The organism is Collinsella sp. CLA-JM-H32, assembly GCF_040098165.1.
In the GTDB taxonomy this organism is placed as follows: domain Bacteria; phylum Actinomycetota; class Coriobacteriia; order Coriobacteriales; family Coriobacteriaceae; genus Collinsella.
Genome location: NZ_JBBNMZ010000007.1, coordinates 108,453 through 135,452, shown reverse-complemented (window position 1 = coordinate 135,452; position 27,000 = coordinate 108,453). Strand labels below are relative to the sequence as shown.

At 60.7% G+C, this 27,000-nt stretch carries 29 protein-coding genes, 1 tRNA gene and 1 pseudogene; 10 read left to right on the top strand and 21 right to left on the bottom strand.

The features are described from left to right. Positions 1-212 (top strand): annotated as a pseudogene (locus AAA021_RS06005) (hypothetical protein); the annotation flags it as partial. 1 nt (position 213) lies between these two features. Further along, complete coding sequence (locus AAA021_RS06000; RefSeq protein WP_161116181.1) at positions 214-642, top strand: hypothetical protein; 429 nt, start codon at positions 214-216, stop codon at positions 640-642. Between the two features lie 450 nt (positions 643-1,092). On the opposite strand, the gene AAA021_RS05995 is transcribed toward AAA021_RS06000, so the two are convergent. After that, positions 1,093-1,332, bottom strand: coding sequence for a hypothetical protein (locus AAA021_RS05995; protein WP_195445469.1), 240 nt, complete (start codon positions 1,330-1,332; stop codon positions 1,093-1,095). A 626-nt stretch (positions 1,333-1,958) separates the two neighbouring features. Between AAA021_RS05995 and AAA021_RS05990 the strand changes: the two genes are divergently transcribed. Then, a complete protein-coding gene (locus AAA021_RS05990; protein WP_195362341.1) occupies positions 1,959-2,342 on the top strand; it encodes a hypothetical protein in 384 nt (127 codons plus the stop codon). 484 nt (positions 2,343-2,826) lie between these two features. Here AAA021_RS05990 and AAA021_RS05985 read toward each other — a convergent pair whose 3' ends face one another. Then, positions 2,827-3,264: a hypothetical protein gene (locus AAA021_RS05985; protein WP_161145547.1), complete on the bottom strand. Its 438-nt coding sequence runs from the start codon at positions 3,262-3,264 to the stop codon at positions 2,827-2,829. 245 nt (positions 3,265-3,509) lie between these two features. On the opposite strand from AAA021_RS05985, the gene AAA021_RS05980 reads away from it, so the two are divergent. After that, a complete protein-coding gene (locus AAA021_RS05980; RefSeq protein ID WP_267471256.1) occupies positions 3,510-3,635 on the top strand; it encodes a hypothetical protein in 126 nt (41 codons plus the stop codon). A 191-nt stretch (positions 3,636-3,826) separates the two neighbouring features. Continuing rightward, complete coding sequence (locus AAA021_RS05975) at positions 3,827-4,300, top strand: helix-turn-helix domain-containing protein (RefSeq protein WP_349088411.1); 474 nt, start codon at positions 3,827-3,829, stop codon at positions 4,298-4,300. 4 nt (positions 4,301-4,304) lie between these two features. Here the strand turns inward: AAA021_RS05975 and AAA021_RS05970 are convergent, their stop codons facing one another. Then, positions 4,305-4,424, bottom strand: a complete 120-nt coding sequence (locus tag AAA021_RS05970; protein WP_271737480.1) for an ATP-binding protein — start codon at positions 4,422-4,424, stop codon at positions 4,305-4,307. Further along, on the bottom strand, positions 4,391-5,047 hold the full coding sequence (locus AAA021_RS05965; RefSeq protein WP_349088410.1) for an ATP-binding protein: 657 nt from the start codon (positions 5,045-5,047) through the stop codon (positions 4,391-4,393). Before AAA021_RS05965 ends, AAA021_RS05970 begins: the two co-directional genes overlap by 34 nt. Before the next feature lie 386 nt (positions 5,048-5,433). On the opposite strand from AAA021_RS05965, the gene AAA021_RS05960 reads away from it, so the two are divergent. The 5 genes from AAA021_RS05960 to AAA021_RS05940 all read left to right on the top strand — a co-directional run bounded on the left by AAA021_RS05960 (position 5,434) and on the right by AAA021_RS05940 (position 11,140). Then, positions 5,434-5,835, top strand: a complete 402-nt coding sequence (locus AAA021_RS05960; RefSeq protein ID WP_349088409.1) for a hypothetical protein — start codon at positions 5,434-5,436, stop codon at positions 5,833-5,835. Positions 5,836-7,679: 1,844 nt separating this feature from the next. Further along, positions 7,680-8,693: a BspA family leucine-rich repeat surface protein gene (locus AAA021_RS05955; protein WP_349088408.1), complete on the top strand. Its 1,014-nt coding sequence runs from the start codon at positions 7,680-7,682 to the stop codon at positions 8,691-8,693. A 529-nt stretch (positions 8,694-9,222) separates the two neighbouring features. After that, positions 9,223-9,840 (top strand): DUF6273 domain-containing protein, encoded by a 618-nt coding sequence (locus AAA021_RS05950; RefSeq protein ID WP_349088407.1) that lies wholly within the window; start codon positions 9,223-9,225, stop codon positions 9,838-9,840. A gap of 239 nt (positions 9,841-10,079) precedes the next feature. Continuing rightward, a complete protein-coding gene (locus AAA021_RS05945) occupies positions 10,080-10,331 on the top strand; it encodes a DUF6290 family protein (RefSeq protein ID WP_349088406.1) in 252 nt (83 codons plus the stop codon). Positions 10,332-10,618: 287 nt separating this feature from the next. Further along, entirely contained in the window at positions 10,619-11,140 is a 522-nt protein-coding gene (locus AAA021_RS05940; RefSeq protein WP_349088405.1) for a hypothetical protein, read from the top strand. Positions 11,141-12,079: 939 nt separating this feature from the next. Here the strand turns inward: AAA021_RS05940 and AAA021_RS05935 are convergent. The 17 genes from AAA021_RS05935 to AAA021_RS05855 all read right to left on the bottom strand — a co-directional run bounded on the left by AAA021_RS05935 (position 12,080) and on the right by AAA021_RS05855 (position 26,993). After that, positions 12,080-12,156, bottom strand: a tRNA-Pro gene (locus AAA021_RS05935). A gap of 80 nt (positions 12,157-12,236) precedes the next feature. Continuing rightward, positions 12,237-13,451 (bottom strand): bifunctional phosphopantothenoylcysteine decarboxylase/phosphopantothenate--cysteine ligase CoaBC, encoded by a 1,215-nt coding sequence (gene coaBC, locus AAA021_RS05930; protein ID WP_349088403.1) that lies wholly within the window; start codon positions 13,449-13,451, stop codon positions 12,237-12,239. Positions 13,452-13,453: 2 nt separating this feature from the next. Then, complete coding sequence (locus AAA021_RS05925; protein WP_349088402.1) at positions 13,454-14,173, bottom strand: hypothetical protein; 720 nt, start codon at positions 14,171-14,173, stop codon at positions 13,454-13,456. Next, positions 14,170-14,979 carry a Nif3-like dinuclear metal center hexameric protein gene (locus AAA021_RS05920; protein ID WP_349088401.1) on the bottom strand — a complete coding sequence of 270 codons (810 nt, stop codon included), beginning with the start codon at positions 14,977-14,979 and terminating at the stop codon, positions 14,170-14,172. The genes AAA021_RS05925 and AAA021_RS05920 overlap by 4 nt, the downstream gene beginning before the upstream one ends. Next, positions 14,976-16,154 (bottom strand): aminotransferase class V-fold PLP-dependent enzyme, encoded by a 1,179-nt coding sequence (locus AAA021_RS05915; protein WP_349088400.1) that lies wholly within the window; start codon positions 16,152-16,154, stop codon positions 14,976-14,978. The genes AAA021_RS05920 and AAA021_RS05915 overlap by 4 nt, the downstream gene beginning before the upstream one ends. A 6-nt stretch (positions 16,155-16,160) precedes the next feature. Then, complete coding sequence (gene rpe, locus AAA021_RS05910) at positions 16,161-16,832, bottom strand: ribulose-phosphate 3-epimerase (RefSeq protein WP_022095090.1); 672 nt, start codon at positions 16,830-16,832, stop codon at positions 16,161-16,163. A gap of 18 nt (positions 16,833-16,850) precedes the next feature. Further along, complete coding sequence (locus AAA021_RS05905; RefSeq protein ID WP_152068187.1) at positions 16,851-17,858, bottom strand: NAD(P)H-dependent glycerol-3-phosphate dehydrogenase; 1,008 nt, start codon at positions 17,856-17,858, stop codon at positions 16,851-16,853. Positions 17,859-17,867: 9 nt separating this feature from the next. Beyond that, positions 17,868-18,551 (bottom strand): glycerol-3-phosphate 1-O-acyltransferase PlsY, encoded by a 684-nt coding sequence (plsY, locus tag AAA021_RS05900; RefSeq protein ID WP_349088399.1) that lies wholly within the window; start codon positions 18,549-18,551, stop codon positions 17,868-17,870. Beyond that, complete coding sequence (gene der, locus AAA021_RS05895) at positions 18,544-19,878, bottom strand: ribosome biogenesis GTPase Der (RefSeq protein ID WP_349088397.1); 1,335 nt, start codon at positions 19,876-19,878, stop codon at positions 18,544-18,546. Before der ends, plsY begins: the two co-directional genes overlap by 8 nt. Before the next feature lie 10 nt (positions 19,879-19,888). Then, positions 19,889-21,331: a DUF512 domain-containing protein gene (locus tag AAA021_RS05890; protein WP_349088396.1), complete on the bottom strand. Its 1,443-nt coding sequence runs from the start codon at positions 21,329-21,331 to the stop codon at positions 19,889-19,891. A 2-nt stretch (positions 21,332-21,333) separates the two neighbouring features. Next, positions 21,334-22,233 carry a 4-hydroxy-3-methylbut-2-enyl diphosphate reductase gene (locus AAA021_RS05885; protein ID WP_349088394.1) on the bottom strand — a complete coding sequence of 300 codons (900 nt, stop codon included), beginning with the start codon at positions 22,231-22,233 and terminating at the stop codon, positions 21,334-21,336. A gap of 2 nt (positions 22,234-22,235) precedes the next feature. Further along, the gene (locus AAA021_RS05880; RefSeq protein ID WP_349088393.1) at positions 22,236-22,964 is read right to left on the bottom strand and encodes a lysophospholipid acyltransferase family protein; all 729 of its coding nucleotides are present in this window, start codon (positions 22,962-22,964) and stop codon (positions 22,236-22,238) included. A 3-nt stretch (positions 22,965-22,967) separates the two neighbouring features. Next, positions 22,968-23,654, bottom strand: a complete 687-nt coding sequence (gene cmk / locus AAA021_RS05875; RefSeq protein ID WP_349088391.1) for a (d)CMP kinase — start codon at positions 23,652-23,654, stop codon at positions 22,968-22,970. Between the two features lie 66 nt (positions 23,655-23,720). Further along, the gene (locus tag AAA021_RS05870; RefSeq protein ID WP_349088415.1) at positions 23,721-24,650 is read right to left on the bottom strand and encodes a pseudouridine synthase; all 930 of its coding nucleotides are present in this window, start codon (positions 24,648-24,650) and stop codon (positions 23,721-23,723) included. 22 nt (positions 24,651-24,672) lie between these two features. After that, complete coding sequence (scpB, locus tag AAA021_RS05865) at positions 24,673-25,401, bottom strand: SMC-Scp complex subunit ScpB (protein WP_271760410.1); 729 nt, start codon at positions 25,399-25,401, stop codon at positions 24,673-24,675. A gap of 11 nt (positions 25,402-25,412) precedes the next feature. Then, the gene (locus AAA021_RS05860; protein WP_349088390.1) at positions 25,413-26,225 is read right to left on the bottom strand and encodes a segregation/condensation protein A; all 813 of its coding nucleotides are present in this window, start codon (positions 26,223-26,225) and stop codon (positions 25,413-25,415) included. An 84-nt stretch (positions 26,226-26,309) separates the two neighbouring features. Continuing rightward, positions 26,310-26,993 (bottom strand): site-2 protease family protein, encoded by a 684-nt coding sequence (locus tag AAA021_RS05855; RefSeq protein ID WP_349088389.1) that lies wholly within the window; start codon positions 26,991-26,993, stop codon positions 26,310-26,312. Positions 26,994-27,000 lie beyond the last annotated feature (7 nt).

Below are 27,000 nucleotides of genomic sequence, written 5' to 3'. Positions count from 1 at the left end.
ATCCGGGAAAACGGAAAACCTCCTGCGACGCGATGCGCAGCGAGGTGGAGCGGGGACGCAGCGTGCTCATCTCAAGCCATCTGCTCGACGACCTGGCAGACCTCACCGACTCGTTCTACTTCATCGAGGCCGGCACGCTCGTGGAAAAGACCGAGTCGTCCTCGCAGACGCTCAAGCAGGAATACCTCGATACATACGTGGGAGGTGAATGACATGATAGGCAAGAGCTATGCAAAGATAGCGATTGTTGGCTTTGTACTTTGTCTTGCAATGGTGCTATGTGCATCGTTTGCGAGGTATAGGTCCGAGCAGTCGTTCATCGATGGCGCTGAAAACGGTTTTGGCATAGACGGGATGTATGTCAACGATGGCGCGACCAGGCCGTCTATGGCGATTCTTGCAGGCGAAGATATGGAATGGCAAATCTGTAATGACGATGGCTCTTGTATGAGTGGTCGTTTGGCCGCAACGAGCGATCCGAATTCGTTCGATCTTCTCGACAATGATGGATCGGATTGCGGTTCAGTTCACCTGTCGTATGCATCGCGAGACGGGATGGACGGCATTCTCTACGTCTCCCACGAGACTGGCGATTTCAAGATGCGCAGGACTAACCGAGTGCCGGCTTTTATCGAGGAGTGAGAATTCCCGGCGGTCTGCCGATCAGGCCGCCGGGGTATCGGACTCAGCATTCATCCGTACACACACGGATGAATGCTGGAAGTGTCCGGATGAAGTTGATAATCAAGGAAACAATGCCGTTCTGCCTGGGACGGCTTTGGTCTGGACTTTAACAACAACATCGCAATCGACACTTATCAGCTCGCGCGACGCGCATGGCCAAATCTCGGACGCTGGTGCATGGAGGACCTTCGAGATTTACTGTACATCCAAAACGACGACGCACACCGCGTGCTCGCCGACTGCGAAGACGAGATGGCTGTCTACAATGCGATCAGAAACGGCGTGAAGTCCGGAGAGCTTTCTGTCGAACCGCCGCGCCGTCGCGCGAGCCGATCGGGCAACCCGGGCAATCTGGTCCCGGATCTCCCGGTCGTATTCCTACGATATCGCCCCTAGATCACCAATGTGTCAGATAAAGAATGAGGCAATGGCTGTGATCACGCCTACGGCAGATGCAACGACTGCGCCTTTTTTCCTCTCCTTTAGTCCGACGAATAGGGTTGCCGTAAAGTAAAGGGCGGAAATGCAGTCTATGGCAAGCAAAACGAGTTCCTTGGGCGGTTTCAGCAAAAGGTCGCTAGCAAAGAGTAATGCAAGCAGGGCAAAGCCGATTGTGACCAAGTATCTTGATTGATTTTGCGACAGCATGGCAACTGCCTTTCAGAACATGCAAGTGAAAAGTCGGTACGATGTCATTGCGGTTGCAAACAAGCCGCCGTCAGGACCGGTTGTCACGAGACCGGCGATAACGCATTTTCTCGGTTTCCAGCTCATGACAGACCCCTCTCTCATGGTGCAACGCATACATTATGAGATATGCACATTATCTCGCTAATCAATTTCAATATCCATCATCCAACTAAAGAATACTGACTCACTGGTTCAGCGACGATGCATTTTTACCCTTGCGTTCCCACTCGCCGCGTCGGCGGTCGGAAGGGTCTCCGTCTCGCATTTAGCGACCTTGCACCCGTATCTGTCGAGCCAGGCGGCAAGCACGTCCCAATCGACGCGCTTCCAGTCGCCGCCCGGCGCGTGCTGCATCACGAGGCCTCCGGCGACCATGAGCGCGTGGATATGCCCTCCTTGCAGGCCAGCGATGATCCCGCCGGTGCATACGATGCCAGGTTGCTGTGCCGGCATGGCGCAAACGTATTGGCCTTTGTGCCCCTTTTGGCAACTTTAGCATGGCTGTAGGTTAAACCAACCCACAGCCATGAGCACGTTAACGTAGTACTATGCTAATTACACGGATAAGGCAGGGGTATTTTTCTTTGGCGAATAAATTTGTATTTCATGGCAAGGGGAGTGGCGTTAAGGTTTTCATCGCTATATCAGTTGCCGTGTTCGCATTCTCTGCGCTATTTCTAAAAGTGGAGCGTTGCCAAAAAGATAGCGGAGGTGACTATTCACATTTGTGGTTCGTGAGCGGATTGGTGTTGAACGTTGACAGCTCTGGCGATTTTACCATGTCGGTCGAAAGCGAAGATCCATATAACGACGGGTCTGATCGTCTGACCATTCTGGTTGATTCAGAACATACGCGCTATGTAAACGATAGCCCCGTGAGCGTTGGGTCTAAAGTCAAGGTAGGCTATTTTCTCGATTCCCGAAAGAAAAATACGATTCGCTGCTCTTCTGTGGATGTGTTGGAATAATTTTTGAGTAACTATCAGTAAAAAGCTGCAAGCAAAGGCCGCTCCACGTGGGGCGGCCTTTTTGGTGGATAGACGTTGCGGAGGATGATTGATTGAGGTTTTTACTCCGCATGGAAATCGAGTGAGGATTCTGTTCCGCGAGGGGCGTGTTTTGAGGCTCTTGGCGGTACGTAATTCTCGTTCGGCGTCTTGACGGGACAAAACCCTCGGTTGACTTTTTGAAGCGTCCCTAGAATCAGCTGTTACGATAAAAACGGGGGGGGGTAACTCCGCGGACACGGCCTAGCGCGCTGCCATCCAGTGCCGATTCTGCCATACTCGCAATTCGTCGAGGATGAGGAGTGTGAATTGATCGGGGCTTATAGGACAAAATGTGTGTCCTATAAGCCCCAAGGATGACGATTCCAATACGGATGACGACACCACAACCGGCATCGACGGCTCCATGGACGATTCGGATTCCAAATAGGCCCTGTTAGTTGAGCTACTTCTTTGCCGGTGTCGTATACGAAACCGCTATACCCGCGGCAATTGCCATGAGACAGCTCGCGATGAATCCGAACTCATACTTCAAAACGTTTGTTGCGGTCAGGGCGATAATCAACACGGTCGCAATTTGCAGAATTATCATTATTGCGAAGAGATTGATTCCTTGTTTGGCCGAAGTCGCTGAGTGAGTTTGGCTTTGTTGATTCAGGTTGTAGCTGACAACAAAAGCGACCAGTTCGCTTGATACGGGGCCGACTACATAGAAAAAGATTGCGTCAATGAAGCCTATAGTGTTGTAAGTTGTTTCGCCGGAAAAAACAGCGTATAAAGCATATCCAAATCTTGGCTGATTCATGTATGAGTACGAAAAGACGAAGAGCGTCAATATTGCTACTACCAGAAGTGCATTCAGGACAAATCGTTTGCTTTTCATCGATCGCTCCTTCCGGGTGACTCTTATTTGTAATTCTACAGCATCCATTTGTTTTTCAAAGAATTTGACTGTCCTAAATAACATGCACTTTCGCTGGAGGGTCGCTGTTTGGCGGCCCTCTTTTTTGCACAGGCGCGGTGGGATGGTAATAATCGGGCGGGAGTCAGCCGCTCTGATAGAATCGTCCTTGCTGTCGGCAGCCCTCGTGCCGGGCAGAGCCCTCCATCCGATGGGAGGTGATGCCCATGACCGATTTCACTGAGCTCGTGAAGCTCCTGACTGCTATGGTCTCGCTCCTCACGGCCCTTGTCGTCCTTTCCAAGGCACTCAAGCAGGGTTCGAAGCCCAAAAAGAAAGGCCACCGTCGCTAAGACGATGACCCAACTTCATTAAGCAACGGCTCTGCCCAGCTCTCTACAACTTGGGCTGCCGTCGGCACCATTTTACCCTCCTGACGAGGAATTCGTCCATATTTCAAAAACCAAATTGCGTTTGCTATCGAAGCCTTGATTATCAACTTCATCCGAACACCTCCCACATTCATCCGCACATGTGCGGATGAATGTGGGAACCCGATACCCTGAGGGCCGGACCGGCCGGCACCGGGAGATCGGAGGACGGCCGGTCCGGAAAGAGGAAGAAGGGTTCCGCGGAGGCGGCCCCGAGGGCCTACGGCAGGCTCACCGGGCACGAGCGGGACACGGTCCAGAGGATGCTGGAGCGCAGGGCCTCGTGCAGGGAGATCGCCAGGGAGCTGTGCAGGTCGCCCTCGGCGGTGAGCGCCGAGGTGGCGTCGCACAGGTTCGTGACGGCGCCGAAGTCCAGGCGCGGCGAGCGCGTCGACGGCTCGGCCGACCTGTCGGCGGCCTGCCCGCGCCTGGCGGCGTGGCCGCGCTGCTGCAACGGGTGCGGCCGGTACCGTGCGATCGGCTGCAAGCGCCGCCCGCACGTATTCTGTGTTTGGTCAAGAGGATTTGAGCAAAAAGAGCATCGGAAATTGAGCAGTCGCAGCATCGGAAGCGCGCACGCTTTTTGAGCGGCTAGCCCTCCTGCATGAGGGCATGGCGGACGCGGTAGGACTCGCCGCGGAACTGGACGAGCCTCCCGTGGTGGACGATGCGGTCGATCAGGGCGGCGGCCATCTGGTCGTCCCCGAACACCGCCCACACCTGCTGAACTCCAGGTTCGTGGTGAATACCACCGACTGCCTCTCGTATGCGTCGGCGAGGACCTGGAAGAGCAGCCTCGCCCCGTCCGCGTCGAGCGGGAGAAACCCGAGCTCGTCGATGACGAGCAGGCGGGCCTTGCCGATGAGCGCGGCCTCCCGGTCGAGCCTCCCGTCGTCGCGGGCGCGCCTCAGGCGCATCACGAGCGAGGACGCCGTGAAGAAGCGCGCCTCGAGCCTCCTCTCGCACGCCAGCGCGCAGAGGGCCGACGCCATGTGCGTCTTGCCGGTGCCGACGTCGCCCATGAGCACGAGGTCCTCCCTGCGCTCGACGAAGTCGATCGCGAGCAGCGACTCGCGCCCCATGTCCTCCGGCCACGACACGGCCGACCAGTCGTAGCCGTCGAAGGTCTTGGGCGCCGGCAGCGCGCAGCGCCTGAGCAGCGTCGCGCGCTTCGAGGCCTCGCGGCTGGACCTCTCCGCCTCGAGGTAGCCCGCCAGGTACTCCACCTGCTTCGGGGTGCCGAGCCTCGACCACTCCTCCAGGACGGCGGTGGTGAGCGAGCACGACCGCCCGGCCTCCACGACCCTGCGGGCCAGCTCCTCGCTAGCTGCCATCGGCGACCGCCCCCTTCAGGAACCCGTCGTAGACCGACAGGTCGGCCCCGCCGGCCCCGCCGAGAGGGCGCGCGCAGAGAGGGGCGATGCCCCGCTGGCCTAGCCTAAGGGCGAAAACGGAATAGACGGGCCGACCGTCCGGCTGAGTCTGGGAAGAGGTGCCGGACGGCGGGCGGAGCATGGCCACCGGACCCATCGAAACACATCTCCACCGTTCCTTCAACTGGGAAAACGGCGCCCCCGGACCCCAGGAGGGGCCGCGGGGGCGTTCGGCTAACTGCGGGAACGGCCTATTTGCTCAATGTGTTCGGCTGAGATCGGAAATCAACCATATTATGGGCACAGTCGGCAATTGGGTTGGATAGCCTCGCACCGGAGGAATCAACATGAGTATAAGTAGCTACAAACCGCAAAAAGGCCGTGGCCTCCCGTGGCCTTTAGACACGGACGCTCCATCGGTTGCCGATCAGGCCGAGACGCCTAGCGAGATGGAGGCGGCGCTTGACGTTCGACAGGATGAGATTGCAAAGAGCGAGATCCTGAGTGGAATCAACAGGCCATCCTACGACTCATTCTTCGCAGTCGCGAAGAATCGCGTCCAGCTTGCGATTCTGATCATGATTTGCTCCTTCCATACGTCCAAAGGGCCTAATAGGAAGGATGCCAACGGAAAAGAACTTACAAAAGGTCTTTTCATGCGTCAGGACAAGCTCGAAAAAAAGTCTGTTCGACTCAACCGACTGTATCGAAAGCTCTGGGCGAGCTGGCTCATCGAGGCATCATCATGAAGACCGATGGGGTGTGGGTCATCGTTTGGGCTCAGCTCGATATTCAAGCGCGTGAGGCCGGATGGGATCCGCGCGCGGACGCGGGCGGCGAGGTCGGACGTGAAAGCCGGAGCGCAGAGGTATCGAGCGCACGCGGCCAGGGCCTCGAGGGCGCCTGGCGGGTAGGGAGATCCGAGCATGAGGCAGGACAACGCGCAGGCCCGCGAAAGGTTCACGAGCTCCCCCGCGACGCGGCTGGACCCTCGGCTGCCCCTCGTAAAGGATGCAGAAGACACGGTCGAGGTCCGACGGTTCGACCGGGCTGTACCGGCAGTCCGCGTACAGTGCGCAGCCCCTCCCGCGCGGGTCGCCGTCCGAGTCCTCATCCGGCTCATGATGGCGCACCTCAACCCAAAGGCCCTCCAACACGTCGTCGAACCCGAAATCGAGCTCCGCCTGGACGCTCTCGCCGAGCGCATCGCCCAGGGCGAGCTCCGGCACCTTCGTCACACGGCCGTCCAGCCACTCAGTCTCTGTCATCGCGCGCATGGTGCAAGCCCCTTCCGACACGGGATTGTCAGCTCAACCCGACCCTTACCCATACGGACGAACATAACTCGCCAGGGGGAAGCCCCTGAAGGCCGTGCGCCACAACATGAGGCCGAATCCGCCCCCGGCTGGACAGGCCAACAACGAAGGAGCACACGGAACCGGCGCGGCGTTACAACCGTCCCGGCAAGCGTGTCACTTGGCCAAGTCATGATGCCGACAAACCCGGAAATGCTCCAACGGAGCGCCGAACGAGCGTAACAATATAAAGCCGTGCAACACGTGTTGGACGACCGGAACATCCCAAACAAAGGCCTGTAGGTCCCACCTTCAAGCCCAATAGCAAAATGTGCATCAGCGGATTTGCAGCGATACAAGTCTCAACCGTCACCATCACACCGCAGCGCGCCTAGTCCCACTCATCCTACTGCAAATGTCCCAGAACGAGAAAACGACCAGCTTAACATGCCAACCTTTATATCCGCACGCGCGTAATTCAACTCATAAGGACCGGCTATCCCTTACCTGTGACACAATCTCAAACGCACAGAACAGAATCATCAGTCCAATCATCGTATAAGAGGCAGCCGAACCTTCAAGCACTATTCCACAAAGAACAATCTCCGCGCAGCCAATAAGAACTGTTATCAGGCGCTCTGCCTTTTTGCTCTCGCCGCTCGCATAAAAAGGCGGCAAAGTGCACAAGATCACATATAGCCCGGGAAGGGAATACAGGATCGATAGTCCAAGTCCCCCATCAACCGCAGTGCTTTGCGTAAGAATCAACTGAACCCAAACGGCAATTATCACTGAGCAGGTTGTCGATAAAAGAAGACTAGAAATATAGCACGCAACAAAGTCCCGTCGCATTCGAGCAGAGAAATCCGCGAACTCTCTTCGCCGCGTGGAAACAATAAGGTACACAGAAATTGCAATAGAACCAATCAGAGAAAACAGCGGAACAACCAGCAATTCAAGCTTATTACCCCATCGATCAACCACACCCCCACTCCAATGAGCGGGAATTGTATCAGGGAGGACTGACCAAGCCGCCCATAGAATCAGAAATGGAAGAATAGAGAGGATGAAAGATGATAACACTGCAGTAGTTTTTTTTGAGGCTCTCATCGATTCCGCATCTCCTTGCGCGCCCACATTTCACTCCGCCTTAAATCAAGTATACGTTTTGGAACGGGATGTCACTCCGAACGCCTTACCCTCTTAGTGTGAATGCCGCTGCGGCATTGTTGACTCATCCTTAGTAATCGCGTCTATCCTCTGCAGCATCAGCCAAAGCAATCCGAGAGGAGCCGCACATGCATGCAGCGGAAATTCCTTTCGGGGGGGGGGTATCTCCCAGATTTACCCGCCGCCCGAAGGGGCAGTCGACAGTCGAGTACGTACTGATCATCGCGATCATCGTCCTGGTGGTGCTGATCGCGGGACCGTGGGTCTCGTCGGCGATCACAAACCAGTTCAACACGGTGGCGGGGACGCTCGGCAACGGAATCTCAAAGGGGAGCTGGGAGTCGGGCGGCACGGGCGGCGGCAAAGGAATCTCAAAGGGGAGCTGGGAGTCGGGCGGCACGGGCGGCGGCAACGGGTCGTTGACCGACGCCGACATCGTGGACCCCGTTCACGGGATAGCGTTCGCCGTGTACTCGGAGGACGACCACAGCCTCATGTTCTACAAGCGCCGCGGGGTCCCCAGAGTCGGTGACATGCTCAACAGCCGCCGCGTGACGGCGGTGTATACGGGGTTCGAAAATGGATACGCCACCGCGACCGTGGGAAACGACGGCAAGACGACTGCCCCCTGGTGGCCTAACAGAAATAATATCGTGGCCGTAAAGGCCATTGACGATGGCATAGAAATCCACTCGTTGGCATTTTGCTTTCAGTACATGGAGAACTGCAAGAGCTTTGATCTGGCAAAGTTCGACATGTCGAACTGCACAAATCTGCAGCACGCATTCGCGTATTGCGGCAATGCGACTTCCTTCAGTATTTCAAGCTGGGATACGTCCTCGGTCGTCGAATTCGACTCGGCGCTCAAAAACCTTTACAAGGTCGAGGAGATTGACATCTCCGGATGGTCGACGCGGAAAGCCGGCGATTTACGTCTCCTTTTTTCCACCGACTGTTCGCTGAAAAGCGTGAAATTTGAACCAGGGTGGAAGACCTCAGATGTTATGGATATGCTCGGCATGTTTAGCTATTGCAAAAATCTAAACCTCGACTGTTCCGATTGGAATGTCCCAACCTATGCCAATCATAGTGACTTCAATCACTGCGCCCCCGGCGTTATCCTCCCGAAGGCGTGGCAGTAGGTCTGAAGAAACAAAACGGCAAGCAGTTTATGTGGCGCGGACACCCGTGCCGCCGTTGCCTCAGCGGCACGTTACGGGCTAGTCGGTTCACTTTAACGTACGCTCTGCATGCAATATCAATCCCCATGCGAAGGGAGTGTCGCATATTCATGCAGCGGCAATTAACCTTCGGGGGGTGGGTATCTCCTAGGAATACCCGCCTCCGAGGCCAAGGAGCCATCGAGTACGTTCTGGTCATCGCGATTATCGTCCTGGTTGTGATGATAGCCGGCCCTTGGGTCTCGTCGGCAATCAGGAACCAGTTCAACACGGTGGCGGGAGTATTGGTAAACGGGACAGCAGGTGGGACTTGGGAACCGAGCGGTTCCGGCAGCGGTAACGGCGCGGGTTCCGCGACCGTCCAGGCGGCGCTCGCCAAGGACGCGAAGGACACGCGAAGGACTGGACCCTCGGTGAGCAGAAGGCAGTTGCCGAGGACATCGCCGCCAAGGGCGAGGCGTCGCCCGCCTACGCCAAGGCGAAGGCCGCGATGGATGCCGGCACCGAGTTCTCGATGAAGCTCACCGATGGCAAGACGCTGACTTACCGCATTATCGGCATCAATCATGATGACCCTGCAGGCGGATCCGGCAAGGCGGGCCTCACGTTCCTCACCACCACGACGGGCATTTGGTCCCCCATGAACGCGATTGACACCAACGCCGGCGGTTGGGAGAAGTCTGAACTCCGTCAGAAAATGAACTCCGGCAAGATCTGGAATCTGATGCCCTCCGATTTCCAGTCCAAGGTGAAGGCCGTCAAAAAGCTATCGAACAATGTCGGGGGCGGTGATGAGAACAAGAACGCCGCCGTGACGGCTACCTCGGACAAGCTGTTCCTGCTCAGCTACTCTGAGATCGCCCCCACCTCCTATTGGGCATCCTATCCCTGGACTTCCTCCGAGGGCACCCAGTACGAGGCCTTCAAAGGCAAGGTGACGGAGAACTATAATCCCAACTCTGCCATTGCCATTGGCAGCGGTTGGTGGGAGCGTTCGATGTTTCCGAACGCCTCGAAGGGCTTCCTCCATGTCGACAGCAGCGGCAATCCGTCGGACAGCAACTCCGCGCCGGGCTGGTTTTGCGTCTCCCCCGCCTGGTGCTTCTAGCTTGTCTAGCGCAAAGCCCGCGTTACCCCGCGCGTGCTTTCTTTTGGCGACCGAACGAACGGCTTCAGGTTCATGGCACGGGTAGTCGGATTGAAGAGAAATGGGGTCATACAGCGGCTCTCAGAGCGCCTGCCGCACCCCCCCCGCCATTACCTCTGCTGCGTCCTCGTATAGAGTCCATCCTGCTTGGTGTTTCGAGTTCGGGGCGTATACGGTGGGTGGATAATGGATTCACTTCGATGACGGCGTTGACGGGAGCGACCATGGCGATGCGCGAGATCGCGGTCAAGTTCGATGAGGGCGAAATGGCCTTGATTCAGGGCCATGCGGACGCCACGGGCATGACCTTTTCCGAGTTCGTGAGAAGGGCCGCGTTCGAGAAGGCTGAGGACATGGCGGACATCGAGGCCTACAACGAGGCTTTGGACGGGGACGGCGGCACTCGCTACCCGATGGAAGAGGTCGTGCGCATGGCGGTGGAGGCTGAGTGATTGTCCACACGCGTTGTCTGTCTCGGCTCTAAAGGCTTCTCTTGGGCGGGGTTCGGCTTATAGCCGGGTCCCGCTTTTTTGCGGCTTTCAGTTGTCTTTCTGAAGGTATGAAATGGCTGCCTCGATATGAATACGGTCGGCATTCGAAGCGGACGTTATAGCCGCGCTAATAGCGCATGACTTTCTCCCCTGCCGTCATCGTTGCCGCAGCGGCAAGACCGTTGCAAATACTTGGAATAGCCCTACGCTCGGCTCGTATTGCAAACCCCGAGTGAAGGGAGCCGTATATGCATGCAGCGGCAATTAACCTTCGGGGGGGGGTCGCTCCTGAAACGACCCGCTTCCGAGGGCAATCAATTATCGAGTACGTCCTGATCATTGCCGTCATCAGCCTGGTCATCGTGTTCGCGGGACCCGGCGTGGCCGGAGCCATCCGAAACCAGTTCAACCTGGTCGGCAACACGGTGAACAATGGGACGGTCGGCGGCGTCGAGGGAGGCGCGTCCGGTGGCGGCTCCGCAGGCGCCGATTCCGCGGCCGTCCAGGTGGCCATCGCCAAGGACGCGAAGGACTGGACCCTCGACGAGCAGGAGGCGGTTGCCAAAGACATTGCCAAGAACGGTACATCGTCTATCGCCTACGCCAAGGCCAAGGCCGCCATGGATGCCGGCACCAAGTTCTCGATGAAGCTGACCAATGGCAAGACGCTCGAGTACCGTATCATCGGCATCAACCACGACGACTTGGCCGATGGTAGCGGCATGGCAGGCTTGACGTTCGAGGCGACCAACTCTGCCTTGGGTAGCTAGAGAATGAACGCTACGGACACCAATGCCGGTGGTTGGGATAAGTCCGAGCTCCGTACCCGCCTCAACAGCGGTGACCTCTGGTTGCTCCTGCCCAGCGAGCTCCAGTCAAAGGTGAAACCCGTCACAAAGACAACCGATAACGTTGGCGGTAACGGGGGCGGTGCCCCCTCGGCGACGACCGACAAGGTTTTTCTGCTCTCGGCAACCGAAGTATACGGGGATATGCAATCTGACGGCATCCAGTACGAGTGCTACAAATCCAAGGGCGTGACGAGGTCGAACTATTCCGGTGCATCAGGCTATAGCCACTGGACTCGTTCCGTGAGACCGCGCAGCTCCACATCCTTTCGCTATGTTCAAAGCGGCGGTATTTGCTACAGCTACAGCGCGACGGACTCGTTTTATGTCCTCCCCGCTTTCTGCTTCTGATCTCTTTCATCGCAAAGCCCTCGCAATCCTGCGAGGGCTTTTCTTTTGGCGATTACTCAAACAATTCGAGGTTCATTGTACAGGTAATCGGGTTGAGGAGAAATGGGGGCATACAGCGGCTCTCAGAGCGCCTGCCGCACTTCCCCGCCATTACCTTTGCGGCATCCTCGTATGGAGTCCATCCTGGTTGGCGTTTTGTTGTAACCGCTCACTTGTCCACAGATCAAGTGAACTGCTGGAATAAATACAGCGACACACTAGTTCGTTACAGTCGCCATATCTGCGTAAATCGCCGCGATAAATACAGCCTGTACTCGTCTGTATACCAGCTACGCGTATGTAGATTCATGTCGCGTTAATAAATCGGCTCAAGCGCGTGCAAAACGCGCAAGTAACCGCAAAAAGCGATTATCGCGCAGGTAGATTTTTGGCACCCTGTTGCTTAATCAAAATTAAGCAATTGCTTAAAACAAAAAAGGTCAGACACTAGGTGCCTGACCTGCAAACTTCTGGTCGGGACGACTGGATTCGAACCAGCGACCCCTTGACCCCCAGTCAAGTGCGCTACCAAGCTGCGCCACGTCCCGAAGCTTTTGTTTGTTGCTCTGCTCTCGCTCGCAACAGGGAGTATATTAACCCGAAACTTTGTCCTTGTGCAAGAACTTTTTTACAAATTTTGAAGCAAGTCCAAAATTGTATCTGCAAGCTGGGGTTTTGTTAGCACGGGAAGTTCTTGCGTACCCGCTTTACTCACAATCCAGGCCTTGTTGGTATCGGTTCCAAAGCCCGAATCGGCGCGCGAGACATCGTTGGCGATAATGGTATCGCAACCCTTGCGGGCGAGCTTGCGCTGCGCGTACTCCACGACGTTATCGGTCTCGGCCGCAAAGCCGATCACGCATCGCTCGCCCTTTTGGCACGAGAGCTCGGCCAAAATATCGACCGTTTCGACGAGCTCGATGCAATCCAAGCGTTCGTTGGCCTTTTTGAGCTTATGGTCGGCAGGGGCCGCGGGAGTATAGTCGGCGACGGCGGCCGCACAAATTGCCGCATCGGCCGTCTGGAAGGCGCTCAGGGCCGCTTGGAGCATCTCTGCGGCGGTCTGCACGCGCACGCACTCCACTCCGCGGGGAACATCGAGCGATGTCGGTCCCAACACGAGCGTGACCTCGGCACCGCGGCGTGCGGCCTCCCCTGCCAGGGCGATGCCCATCTTGCCTGATGAGCGGTTGCCAATGAAGCGCACCGGGTCGATCGGCTCGTGCGTGGGGCCGGCAGTGATCACGATGCGCTTGCCCGCAAGGTCCTGAGGTGCCGGGTTGAGTACTTCGCAGACGGCCTCGACGATGTCCTCGGGCTCGCTCATGCGTCCCGTGTCCACGTCGCCGCAGGCAAGGTAGCCGCTGCCGGGTCCCACCACATGGACACCGCGCTCGCGCAGCGTGGCCATGTTGGCCTGCGTCGCCGGCGCTTTCCACATGCCGTTGTTCATGGCCGGCGCGATCACGATGGGCCGCGGCGTTGCCAGCAGCGTGGTGGAGATGAGGTCGTCGGCGATGCCGTTGGCCATCTTGGCAATGATATTGGCCGTCGCGGGCGCTACGACCACCAGATCGGGCTCCTGCGCCAGCGAAATGTGGTGGATGGGGTCAGACGGGTCGTCGAATAGCCCAACAGCGACCGGCTCATTGGTAAGCGCACGGAAGGTGAGCGGGCCCACAAACTCGGTGGCATGCTTGCTCATAACGACCTTGACGCACGCGCCGCGCTTTTGCAACAGGCGCACGATATTGCACGTCTTATAGGCGGCGATCCCGCCGGTAATGCCCAGCAGGATCGTTTTTCCCTCAAGTTGCATTGAATTGTTGGATGCCGCCGTCATCGCTAGGCTTCCTTGCTCGGGAGTACCAGGAGGCGGTGGCAGTACGGGCAGTGCGTAATCTCGCTACCGTCGTGGTTGAGGTCACTCATGGACGATGCCTGCAGCGCGGTGTGGCAGACCGTGGGGATGTTGCCCTGGATGGTCTCGACGGCCAGGCCGCGGAACTGCTTGAGCAGACGCTCGTAGTCGGTGAGCACGTCGGCCGGCAGCGTAGCGGCAAGCGCGGTGCGCTCCTTCGTGGCGGTGTCAATCTGAGCCTGCAGGTCGGCGGCCTTGGCGCGGGCGGCCTTGGTATCGGCCTTCACGCCCTCCTCGAACTTGGCGATGATTGCCTGCGCGCGAGCCTCGCGGTCGAGCGCCTCCTTGTGGGCGATAACGACGTCCTTGCGGGTGTGCTCAATCTTGTCCAGGCGTTTGGCCAGGGTGGCAAGCTCGTTTTCCAGATCCTGGACCTCGCGGTAGTCAGAGCCGTCGACGTGGCGCTTCTTGGCGGCCTCGATGGCGTTGTTGGTCTGGATCTCGGTGGTGTTGAGATCGTCCAGCTCAATGTCCAGGTCCTTGCGCTGGGCGTAGAGCTTAGTCATCTCGGCCTTGAGCTTCACATAGGTCTTGCGCTTAGAAGCGAGCTCCTTGAGCTCCGGCATATTGGCAAGTTCGCTCTTGTTGCGGGCGAGCTCCAAATCGATCTGTTGCAGCTTGAGTAGCGTAGCGCCGGCGCTCATAATTTCTCTCCTTTTGTCACAGTCCACCATTGGCAAGGGTTCAGTATTTTAATCGCATGACGGGGGTCGACCCCGGCGTCAACTGCAGAGTTCATCAATATATCAACGAACGGCTCCTCGGAGCGGTCGTGGCCGAGCAAGATCACCGGCAGCCCGCGCAAGGCAAGATCTTGCGCCACGTGGTAGCCCGCTTCGCCCGTCACGACAACGTCCGCGCCCGCGGCGATGGCTGGCTCTCCAAAGTCGCCCAGGGAACCGCCCAAAATAGCGACGGTTCGGCATGCGTGCTCGGCTTCGCCCCACACACGCGGGTCGCTGCCGAAGGCTGTGGCAGCACGGGTGGCAAGATCACGCAGCGTGCACGGGTCGTTGAGCGTTGCAAGCGTGCCCAGGCCGGTGACCTCGGGGTCGTCCACGTGCTCCAGTGAGCTCACGGGTGCGGCACCCAGCAGCTCGCTCAGGCAGACGCGGGCTTCGTGCGAGCGGTCCAGGTTGGTGTGGAGCGATATGATGCTCACGCCGCAACGCGCTGCCTCGTAGAGTGCCGCGCTGCACTGGGGGCGAGTGGTATCCGCTGGACAAAACGCCTCGGGCGCCTTGATATAGACAGGATGATGCGTCAGCAGCACGTTTGCACCGGCTTCTTGGGCGCGGAGAACATTAGCTTCGGTCGCATCGAGCGCGCAGGCAACACCGGTGATCTCAGCAGCGGGATCTCCCACAGATAGCCCAACATGATCCCAGCCCTCGGCGTCCATCTTGGGGTAGCGCGCCAGCAGCGCACGTTCAAGCTCGGCGACGATCATGCGGCACCCACGATCGAGAGCAGCGTCTGGGCAAACTCGTCCAGATCGCCCGGATTCACACGGTCATCGAAGGAGATGCGCAGTGCACCCAGGGCCTGCTCGCGGCCAATACCCATGGCGCTGAGAACATGGCTCGGGTCCATGCTGCCGCTCGAGCAGGCAGAACCGGCCGATACCTCAAAGCCGGCGGCGTCTAGCTTGATGATGAGCTCCTCGGAGTCCATGCCGTCGACGTAGATGGAAACCATGCCCGGCAGACGATCGGCCTGTGCGTAGTCGCCCATGGTGGCATGAATACGCGGATGAGCCGTAAGCGTGGCGTAGAGCTTATCGGATAAGACCTGCAGCGTCGCGCGCTCCTGGGCCACGTTCGGCAACAGCGCGGAAGCGGCAGCGGCAAAAGCCAGCTGTGTACGCAGGTCCTGCGTGCCGGCACGACGACCGGCCTCCTGTCCGCCGCCAAAGATGCGCGGGCGCAGCGGCGTGCGGCTCTTAAGGTAGAGCGCGCCGGATGCCACGGGGCCGCCGATCTTGTGCGCGGCAACGGTCATAGCATCGACGCCCAGCTCGGTGACATCGAGCGGAATATGCAAGTACCCTTGGATGGCATCGGTATGAAACAGGGCGCCGGCAGCATGTGCGGCCGCGGCAAGCTCGCGGATGGGCTGCGCCACGCCGGTCTCGTTGTTGGCAACCATGATGCTCACGAGCGCCACGTCGTTGCCTAGTAGCTCGACAAGCGTGGCGGGCTCAATGTAGCCCATGCGGCAGGGCTGCACCAGGTCGACGCTAAAGCCTGCGGCACGCAGCAGCGGCAGGTTGTCCAGAATCGAATCGTGCTCGATGGCAGATACGATCACGCGGCTGCGCTTGCGGTCGCGCTGACGAGCGCCTTCGGCAAGTCCGAGCAGTGCCAGCTGGTTAGCCTCGGTGCCGCCGTTGGTCAGAACAATCTCAGACGGGCGAACGCGCGCGCCAAAGCTGCGGGCGATCTCGCGACGTGCAACCTCCAGACGCGCGGCAGCCTTGCGGCCGAGCGAGTGCAGCGAGTTAGGGTTGACGCCCGCTAGCTCGCTATCGTCGTACTCACGCTGCGCAAGGCGCGCCTCGGCGCGCATGGGCGTCGAGGCGGCGTAGTCAAGATTCACGGGTATGCGGTTTTGACCTGCGGTCATAAGGGTTTATGCCTCCTGTGCAGCCTCGTTGCCCAGCTTCTGCAGCAGCGCAACCTCGGCAGCGGGATCTTCGGACTTAAATACGGCAGAACCGGCCACCAGGACATTTGCGCCGGCCTTGACGACCTCGGCAATGTTCTTGGAAGAAATGCCACCGTCGACTTCGATGAGGGGCGAAACGCCGTGACGCTCGCACATGGCCTTGAGCTCGTGGAGCTTAGCGATGGTGCCCGGGATAAAGCTCTGGCCGCCAAAGCCTGGGTTCACGCTCATGAGCAGCACCATATCGACGACGTCGATGATGCTCTCGAGCACGCACACGGGGGTGGCGGGGTTGAGCACAACGCCGGCCTTGACGCCGCGCTGCTGCAGATGCGTGAGCGTGCGGTGCAGGTGCGTGGAAGCCTCGTAGTGCACGGTGATCATGTCGGCGCCGGCGTCGGCGTACCAATCGACCGTCTCGTCGGGGTTCGATACCATCAGGTGCGCGTCGACCGGTACATCGGTGGAGCGCTTGACGGCCTTAAGGATGTCGACGCCAAAGGTGAGGTTGCCGGTAAAGTGGCCGTCCATGACGTCGAAGTGAACGTAGTCGGCGCCGGCGATCTTGTCGAGCTCTCCCTTGAGGTTGGCCATGTCGGCCGAAAGGACGGACGGAGCGATTTTGATGGAACCCATGGTAGTAGCCTTTCTACGCTAGTCGGTGAGTCCGTAGAACTCTTGAGAAGGGACGCGGTCGGTAAGAATCTCGAGCGCCCTATCCAAAGTAACACCGTTGTAGAGCGTTTGCTCCACGGCAAAGGTGAGCGGAATGTCTACGCCCAGTGAACGGGCAAGTTCGCTGACGCTGCGGGCCGCGACGGCGCCCTCGACAACCATATGCGTGCGCGTCTGGTACTCGTCGAGCGACACGCCGTGGGCAAACTCGTAGCCAAAGGTGCGGTTACGCGAATGCTCCGAGGTACAGGTGGCAATGAGGTCGCCCATGCCGGCAAGCCCCATGCAGGTCATAGCTTGACCGCCGCGGGCGTGCACCAGACGGCTGATCTCTGCCAGGCCGCGTGTCATGATAAGGGCGAGCGTGTTGTCGCCCGCACCGGTGCCGGCGGAGATGCCGCACACGATGGCGATTACGTTTTTCATGGCGCCGCAGACCTCGACGCCGGTCATGTCCTGCGACAGGTAGATGCGGAAGGCCGTTGACAGAAGCAGGTCCTTAAAGGTCTCCCCTATCTGTGGATCTTCGCTGGCGATGACGGCGGCAGAAAGCCCGCCGCGGCAGATCTCCTCGGCATGGTTGGGGCCCGAGAGCGCCGCCACGCGCGCCTCGTTGCCGATCTCGCTGGCGATGACCTCGCTCATGAGCAGGCCGGACTCGGGCTCAATGCCCTTGGTGAGGCAGAGCACCGGGGTATTGGCTGCGATAAAGGGCGCGGCCTGGTGGCACACGCTGCGAAGGTGCGTCGAAGGAACGGCGAAGATGATGGCCTCGGCGCCGTCGAGCGCCTGTACCAGGTCCGTGGTGGCGACGACGTTGCCGGGCAGCTCGTAGCCCACCAAATACCGGGGGTTACGGTGCTCGCCGTTGATGCCGGCGGCCGTCTGCTCGCTGTGGGCCCACATGGTCACGCGCTCGGCACGCGCGGCAGCAAGGCCGGCGACGGCGGTTCCCCAGGAGCCGGAGCCAATCAGCGCAACATTCATGACTCTCTCCTACTTATCGTCGGGCTCGGTGACGCGCTTGGTAAACGAGAGCTTGGACTCCTTACCGGTCATGAGCTTTTTGATGTTCGCGCGATGGGCCCACACCACGGTGATGCCGATTAGCGCCATGCAAAACTTGAGGCCCAGGCTGCTGTACGGAAAGACTGCGCAGGCAGCGATGGGAAGTCCGATGGCAGCGGCGAGCGAGCCCACCGACACAAACTTGGTGATGGCGACGGCCACGATAAACATGCCCAGCAGCGACAGGCCAATGGGCCAGTACCAGGCGAGGATGACGCCCAGGCCCACGGCGATACCCTTACCGCCGTGGAAGTTAAGGTAGGGCGAGAAGATGTGTCCCCACACGGCCGCCAGGCAAATGACGCCGAGCATCCAATCGCCGGCAGCACCGGGAGCCATAATGCTCGGCGGAAAACCATAGCCCAGATCGGCGATAAGCGGACGGGCGATGACAACGCAGATGGCGCCTTTAAGGCAGTCGAGCAGCAGCGTGAGTGCGGCCACCTTGGGGCCGGCCACACGCAGGGCGTTGGTGGTGCCGATGTTGCCGGAGCCCGCCTTGCGAATGTCGGTGTGGTTGAACACGCGGCCCAGGATCAGGCCAAACGGAATCGCCCCGATAAAGAACGAGACCACGGCGCAGATGGCGGTCAGAAGAATCGGATTATGCATCCTTTTGCTCCTTCTTCCTAAAGAAGAGTCGAATGGGCGTGCCGGAAAAATCGAAGGTCGAGCGCATGCGGTTCTCGACGTAGCGCTGGTAGGTGTCGTTGACCAGGTCGCCGTGGTTGACGAAGAACGTGAACGTCGGCGGGTTGACGCCCGTCTGGGTCACGTAGTGCATTCGCAGGCGGCGCTTGCCGTCCACCACGGTATGACCGAACTCGCGCAGGTCGGTAAGGAACGTGTTGAGGCGCGAGGTGCTGATCTTCTGCGAGCGCGTCTTTTCGGCGGCGTCTACCATTGCCCAGATCTTCTCGACGCTGCGGCCGGTCAGGGCAGAGATGCGCAGGTACTGGGCCCAGGGAGCCATAACGCCCAGACGGCGGTCGATGGTCTCCATGCAGGCCTCGCGCTTACGGTCGTCGTCGAGCAGATCCCATTTGTTGAGCAGCACAACGATGGCGCAGCCGCGCTCGATGGCAAGACCCATGACCTTCTGGTCCTGCTCAGTAACGCCCACGGAGGCGTCGACGACGAGCAGCGCCACATCGGCGCGGTCGATGGCGCGCAGGCCGCGGACCATCGAGTAGTACTCGATGTTTTCGTACACGGTGCTCTTCTTACGAATGCCCGCGGTGTCGACCATGCGGTAGTGCTTGCCGTTGCGCTCCACGACGGTGTCGATGGCGTCGCGCGTGGTGCCGGCAATGTTGGACACGATGGAACGGTCGGCGCCCAGGATGCGGTTGAACAGCGAGGACTTACCGGCGTTGGGGCGGCCGATGATGGCGACGTTCAGCGCGTCGGGGAACTCATCGGCGACCTCGTCCTCTTCCTCCGGAAGCAGGGCCACGATATCGTCGAGCAGGTCGCCCGTGCCATGACCATGCAGGGCCGAGAGCGGCGTGGGCTCACCGATGCCGAGCGAATAGAACTCCCAGATGCTGTCGTTCTCGCGATCGGGGTTGTCGAGCTTGTTCACCAGCAGAAAGACCGGCTTGTCGCAGCGCTTGAGCATGCGAGCGACCGACTCGTCCTCCTCGGTGACGCCGGTGCGGCCGTCGACCACAAACAGGATGACGGCGGCTTCCTCGGCGGCGGCGAGGGCCTGGTCGCGGATGGACGTGGCAAAGACGTCATCGCTCTTGAGCGGCTCGATACCGCCCGTGTCGACGATGGTGAACTCGCGGCCGTTCCAATCGGCCGTGTGATACGAGCGGTCGCGCGTGACGCCGCGGGACTCGTGGACGATGGCGTCCGAGGTCTGGGCCAGGCGGTTAACGAGCGTGGACTTGCCCACGTTGGGGCGTCCGACGACGGCGACGATAGGTTTCATCTGCTCTCCTTTAATGGGTAGGGTCAGTGGAAGTGTTAGAGTCTGCGGGCACAATGCCAAGGATGCGCTCCAGGGTATCGAGCAGCTCATGCGGCATGGTCGACTCCACATGAACCTCGGCGCCGCGACTGGTAAGGCTTGCGAGTAAATCGTCACGATGATACTCGTCAAGCGTCATGCCGTCAGCGTTGAACATGAGCTTAGGCACAAAGAGCATAACCCCCGACAGGTCTTGGGGTAGCTGCTCCAGAATGTCACACGCGACGATGAGGCCGGTCACGTCCACGTTGCCGCCAAAGTAGCGGTTCTTGATGGCCGTGACAGTGCCGGCGAGCCCCTGCGGCGATTCCACAAAGCGCGCCACGGTGGCGCGTGCGCTGGCGCCCGAGAGGCACAGCAGGTGCTGGCTGCGAGTGGCGATGGCCTCGCGGACGCGGGCTAGTCGCTCGGCATCGGCGGCAAGCACATCGTCCGTCTCGTCTAGGTATGAGCGGATCATGCCGATACCGTCGTAGTACTGCGGATAGCCGTCGTAAAAGTCCGCCTCGGGCGGATCGATGCCGGCGTCCAGGTAGAACTCGTCGCTCATCTGGAAGGTGTGGCGGCCAAAACGCTCGAAGGCACGGTCCTGGTAGGGACGGATCATGGCAATGGTCTCGCGCGCCAGTTCGGGCTTGTCGCTGTATGACCAGCTAAAGCGGTTCTGATGCTTGGTAAAACCAAGCGGCACAATGCCCAGGCTGGTGATCTGCTCATGTTCCTCGCAGTAGCGCAGAGTCTTTTCTAGTTCCTCGCCGTCGTTCATGCCGGGGCACAACACGATCTGCGCGTGAATATCGATGCCGGCGGCCATGATGGCCTCGAGTACGTCCATGCCGCGCTGGGCGTTGCGGCCCATCATACGACGGCGGACGTCGGGGCTCACGGCATGGACCGACACGTTCATAGGGCTCATGTTGCGTTGGATGACGTTTTGCACGTCCTCGTCGGTGAGGTTCGTGAGCGTGACGAAGTTGCCCTGCAAAAAGCTCAGGCGGTAGTCGTCGTCGCGAATATAGAGCGTGGAGCGGCCGCCCTTGGGCAACATGGTCATAAAGCAGAACACGCAGGCGTTGACGCAGGTACGCATGCCATCAAAGATGGGGCCATCGAAGTCCAGGCCCCAGTCCTCGCCGGGAAAGCGGTCGAGCTCTACAGGGGTGACGGTGCCGTCGCGCGGATCGAATACCTCCAACTCGACGGTGTCGTCGTCGGCCTCCCAGAGCCACACGATCATATCAGTCAGCTGCTCGCCGTTGACCGTAAGCACGCGCATGCCCGGCTCGATACCCACATCCCATGCGGGCGACTCGGGACGCACGTTCTTAACGAGCGCGCCCTCACCCGGCTCGGGGTCGCGGCTGCGCCCGTAATCGGCCACCTCGGCGGCGTATGCGGGTACGGTCTGGTCCATGGTTAGCGGCAAAGCTCCTTGATGCGCGCAACGGCGCGCTCGATGTGTTCTTGCGGGGTGGAGGCTCCGGCAGTGATGCCGATGTGGCGCGCGTTGGCAAACCACGCGGCCTGGAGCTCGGAAGCTTCCTCGATGTGATACGTGCGCTCGCAGGCGTCTGCGCAAATCTGCGCCAGGCGGCGGGTGTTGCCCGAGTTCTTGCCGCCCACCACGACCATGCAGTCGCAGCGGTTGGCAAGTGCGGCGGCTGCCTGCTGGCGCTCACTCGTGGCGGCGCAGATGGTGTTGATCACACGCAGCTCCTGCACGTGCGGGGTGATAGCTGCCACGACCTCGGCGAGGTTCTGCGCGGTCTGGGTGGTCTGCACAACCAGGCCTACCTTGCCCTTGAGCGACAAGGCGTTGGCGTCGGCGGCACAGCTCACGACCTGCGCATCATCGCCGGCGTGACCCAGAATGCCCTCGACCTCGGGATGGCCCGGCTCACCCACGACGAGTACGCGATAGCCCTCGCGCACCAGGCGCTCGGCGGCCACGTGGACCTTCTTGACGTAAGGGCAGGTGGCGTCGACCACGTTGAGGCCGCGCTTGCGGGCAGCATCGATGACCTGCGGCACCACGCCGTGGGCGCGGATGATCACGGTACCCGATGATGCCTCGTCCAGGTTCTCGGCCAAGCCAACGCCTGCCTCAGCGAGCTCGCGTACCACGATGGGGTTATGGATGAGCGGACCCAAGGTATGGACCTGAGTGCTCTCCCCTGCCTGCGGCGCGGCGGCCAGCGCCATGTCGAGCGCACGCTGTACGCCGTAGCAAGTGCCGGCGTGGGCGGCGATCTCGATGGTGGGCGCGGTTGCCTGGTCGGACGTAGCCGCGGCGGTGTTCGTCACGTTCTCGCTCATGGCTAGAACCTGCCCGGATGCTCGGCGCACAGCTCGTCTCGCATAGCGTAGACGCGGTTCATGGCCTCGGCCTCAAACCATTCCAGGCGCTCCGTGCGCTTAAGCCCAGCCGGTGCGTCGGAAAGCGAGACGGCCTTGCCGGCGCGGATCCAGCACTTCTTGGGACGCATGATCTTTTTGCCCGCGGGCGTGATGTCGGACCAGCCGCAGATGGCGAGCGGGTTGACGGGCGCCTTGCCCATCTGAGCGATGAGCGCAAAGCCGCCGTGGACCTCGGGCTTGATCTCGCGCGAGCGGATGCGCGTGCCCTCGGGGAAGATCAGAACGTCCTCACCGCGCTGCAGCGCATGCTGGGCGGCGCGCAGGCACTTCATATCGGCAGTACCACGCTCCACGGGGATGCCGCCAACGCGGCTAAAGGCCCAGCGCACAATCTTGCTCTTGGCGAACTCGGATTTAAAGATGGGACGAATGCGGCGGCCCCCAAAGAACAGCGCCGTCTCCACGGCCAAGAGCTCGGCCATCGAGGTGTGGTTGCAGATGACCACGCTGCCGCGGCCTTCCTGGCGCTCAAACAGCAGGTCGGCATTCTCGACCTTCCAGCGCCACATGAGCTTGGAGAAGGCCCAAAGGATTGCCATGACCACGACGACGGTGCCGCGGATGAGCGCCGGGAACTCGGCGTAGGGGGCGTTGTAATAGTCCTCGGGCGTCTGCTTAAACAGGCGCATGGGCTACCTCCTTTGGTTGATGAGGTCCTCGATTATCGAGACGACCTCGTCGATGGTGTGGGCGGTGGAGTCGACGTGCACGGCGTCCTCGGCGGGCACGAGCGGGGCGACCTCGCGGCTGCTGTCGAGCTTGTCGCGCTGCTTAAGGGCGTCGAGGGTCTCGTCGACCTCGGCTTCGAGCTGCTCGGACGTGAGCGGCTGGGCGTCGTACTGGTGGCGCTGCAGCACGCGGCGGCGGGCGCGCTCACGCGGGTCGGCAGTCAGGAAGACCTTGACTTGCGCGTTGGGGAACACGACGGTACCGATGTCGCGACCCTCGGCCACGATATCGCGGTCCTCGGCGGCGCGGCGCTGGTGGATGAGCATGGCGGCGCGCACGCCCGGATAGGCCGAGACCTTGGACACGTTGGCGTCGACCTGCGGGGTGCGGATGGCGGCCGAAGCGTCCTGGCCGTCAATGGTCAGGCGCGTGTCCTCGCCGGTGCCGTTGGTAAAGCGGATCTCGATCTGCTCGGCGAGGGCGTCGATGGCCGCCTCGTCGTCCAAATCGATGCCACGGTCGAGCGCGGCGAAGGTGACGGCGCGATACATGGCGCCCGTGTCGAGCTTGTTAAAGCCCAGCTGGCGGGCGATCTCCTTGGCGATGGTGGACTTGCCGGAACCGGCGGGGCCGTCGATGGCGACGATCATGCAATGCTTCCTTTCGATGGGTGACGTGCTGGTATGGTTCGCGGGCGTTGGGGCGCGGCGGGTTGCCTAGCCCGTGTAGCGCTCGCGGTAGGTGTTACGCTTGGGTGCGGAGCCGTGGCTGCCGTGGTGACGCGTGCGGCTGGCGGGCGTGTCTTGGGGCTTGCCGCCGTTGCACGTGGCGCTCGCCTGCTTGGGCGGGATGCCGCCGCTTTTGAGGATCTGTACCTCGCGCTCGGTGAGCTCGCGCCACGAGCCCTTGGCCACGTCCTTGAGCTCCAGGCCGGCAAAGTTACAGCGGTGCAGGCGGATCACCGGGTGGTGGATCTTGCTCAGCATGCGCTTGACCTGATTCTTGCGACCCTCGCGGATGATGACCTCCACGGCGGTGGTGCCGGGCTTGACGCCTTGCGGAGCCACGGCCTCGGCCTCGCGCGCGGTAATGACGCGGCAGATCGCCGGCTGGCACAGGCCGTCGTCGAGCTCGATGCCGCGGCGGAGCGGTTCTAAGTCGCGATCGGTCAGGTGGCCGTCCACGAGCGCCTGATAGGTCTTGTAGACGTGCTTGCTGGGGTGCAGCAGGTCCTGCGACAGATCACCGTCGGTGGTAAAGAGCAAAAGGCCCGTGGTGTCGCGGTCCAGGCGGCCCACCGGGAAGAGCCCCGGAAAGCGGTTGCGCGGTACCAGGTCGGCCACGCAGGGGCGCTCCTGCGGGTCGCTCATGGTGGTGAGGTAGCCGGTCGGCTTGTAGAGCATCAAGTACACGGCGCCCTGGTCGAGCTTGACGGGCATGCCGTCGACCTCGATATGGTCGCGGTCGACGTCGACCTTGGTGCCCAGCTCGGTCGCGACCTGACCGTTGACGGTCACGCGTCCGGCGGTCATCAGGTCCTCCGACCCGCGGCGGCTCGCAATGCCCGCGCGCGCCAAAAAGCGCTGCAGGCGCATGGTGTGCGGGTAGACAGGCTGGGCGTCGGTTGCGGGCACTGCGTTGCCCATGGCGCGCGTCTCCCCTACTTCGTTAGTCCTCGTCATGCATATCCTCCGAGGTCTCGTCGACGACCAGGGTCTCAAAGTCCTCGACTGCCTCAACATCTTCAACATCGGTATCGAGCAGTTCGCGCTCTTCGTCCAGGTCCTCGGCCTGCTCCTCGAGCGTGGACTGAATACTGCGGCCGCTCAGGCGCTCGCGGATAAACTGACGCGACTGCTCGTCGGGGGCAAACTGCTCCAGGTCGGGCAGGTCTCGGGTGGAGCGCAGACCGAACTTTTCCAAGAAGGCGTTGGTCGTGCCGTAGATGATGGCCTGACCGCGCTGGGGGTCGCGGCCGAGCTCGCGCACCAGACCCTTGTCCACGAGTGACGCGATGACGCCGTCGGAATTGACGCCGCGAATGCCCTTGACCACCTCGCGCGTCACGGGCTGGTGGTATGCGATGACGGCCAAGGTCTCGAGCGCCGCCTGCGACAGCTTTTGCGTATCCCAGCTCAACACATAGGCCTCGACCACGTCGTGGTAGGCGGGGTGCGTAAACAGGCGCCAGCCGCCGGCGACCTCGCGCAGCTGAAAGCCGCGGTTGGCCTCCTCGTACTCAACCTTGAGTTCGGCCAAAAGCGACGCGCACTCGCCGGGGGCGATATCCAGTGCGCCGGCCAGCGCGGGCGCACTCACCGGGTCGCTCGACACCAGCAGCAGCGCCTCGAGAGCGCCTTTGAGGCTGTTTGCCTCCAGCGTGGAAAGGGTTGACATGGTTGCGGCTCCTATTCGGTGAGCTCGGGGCCCTCGCCGGGCACGTATGCCTCGGCTCCCTCGACTCGGTTGATGCAGATGGTTCCGAAGATCTCGTCCTGACTCAGCGTAAGCGAGCCGCGCTTGGCAAGCTCCAGCATGGCCAAGAAGGTGACGACGAGCTGCTCGGTGGTGGCATCGCCGTCCAGCAGCTCGCGGAAGGTGCAGGTTTGGTGCGCCATGGTAAAGCGGTCGACCGAGGCCACAGTCAGGTCGAGCGGCACGCGATGCGGCGCCACGTGCTCGGCCTCCAGCAGGAAGGTCTGGCGCTTGCCGTCCAAGTCGGAGCAGATGACGGCGAGACCGCGCAAGGTGATGCCGGCAAGGTAGTCGGGCATAAGGCCTAGGAACTCGGGGTCGGGGCCGGCCACGCGGGGGTGCATACGGCTTTCGGCCTGCATGCGGGCACCAAGGGCCGCAGCCGCGCCCTTAAACTGCTTGTAGGCGATCAAGCGCTGAATCAGGACCTCGCGCAGGGCGTCGCCATCGAGCGCGCTGCGCTCCTCGAGGTCTTCGTCGCACTCGTCATCGTCATCATCGGCTTTGCGCGGGGCTTCCTGCGGAACCAGCGAGGCGGCCTTAATGTCCAACAGGGTTGCCGCGACCAGCAAAAAGTCGCTCGCCACGTCCAGGTCCAGCGCCTCGATGCGCTCGGCCTCGGCCAGGTATTGCTCGGCCACCTCACTGATGGAGATAGCGCCGATATCAACTTTTTGGCGGGTTACCAGCTGCAGCAGCAGGTCGAACGGTCCGCTGTAGACCTGCGTCGACACGCGATACGACATCTTCGACCTCCTTTGACGGCGCCTTCGCGGCGCGGTTTGGGTGCATGTTGCGACCGTTTTGCACGGTCGACCTGTAAGTTTACCCTAGATGCCGGCGATTGCGAAGGAAAGGAGCTGCTCTGCCAGCGGATACACGGTAACGTCGAAATAGCGGCCGATCACGTCGATGCCAGTCCACATGGGCAGCAGATACAGCACGATGATGAGGATGGGCATGGCGTATTGCTGCAGACGGTAGTAGTTGGCGAGCGCCTTGCCCTTGAGGAACGGCACGATGATCGACGAGCCGTCGAGCGGCGGGACCGGGATAAGGTTAAAGAACGCGAGTGACAGGTTGACCACGATAAAGGTGGCGCCGAAGTTCATGATTTGCGACGCCAGGGCAAAGGACATGCTGGTGTAGAGGCTGCCATAGGCTAGGCGCATGAGGACCGCGGCAAGACAGGCGAGCGCGATGTTCGATGCGGGGCCGGCCACGCTCACCAGGAGCTCGTCGCGCTTGGGGTCCTTGAGGTTGTTGAGGTAGACGGGCACCGGCTTGGCGAAGGCAAATACCGGACCGCCGGCCGCGAGCATAAGCAGCGGCAGGATGATGGTGCCAAACGGGTCGATATGGTTGAGCGGGTTGAGTGACACGCGCCCGCGCGATCGGGCCGTCTTGTCGCCGAGCGCCCAGGCCGCGGCGGCGTGTGCACTCTCGTGGATCACGATGCCAATGATGACGGCGATGGCGCTCGCGAGCAGGTTCATGAAGTAGCTGCTGGACATGGCGCTC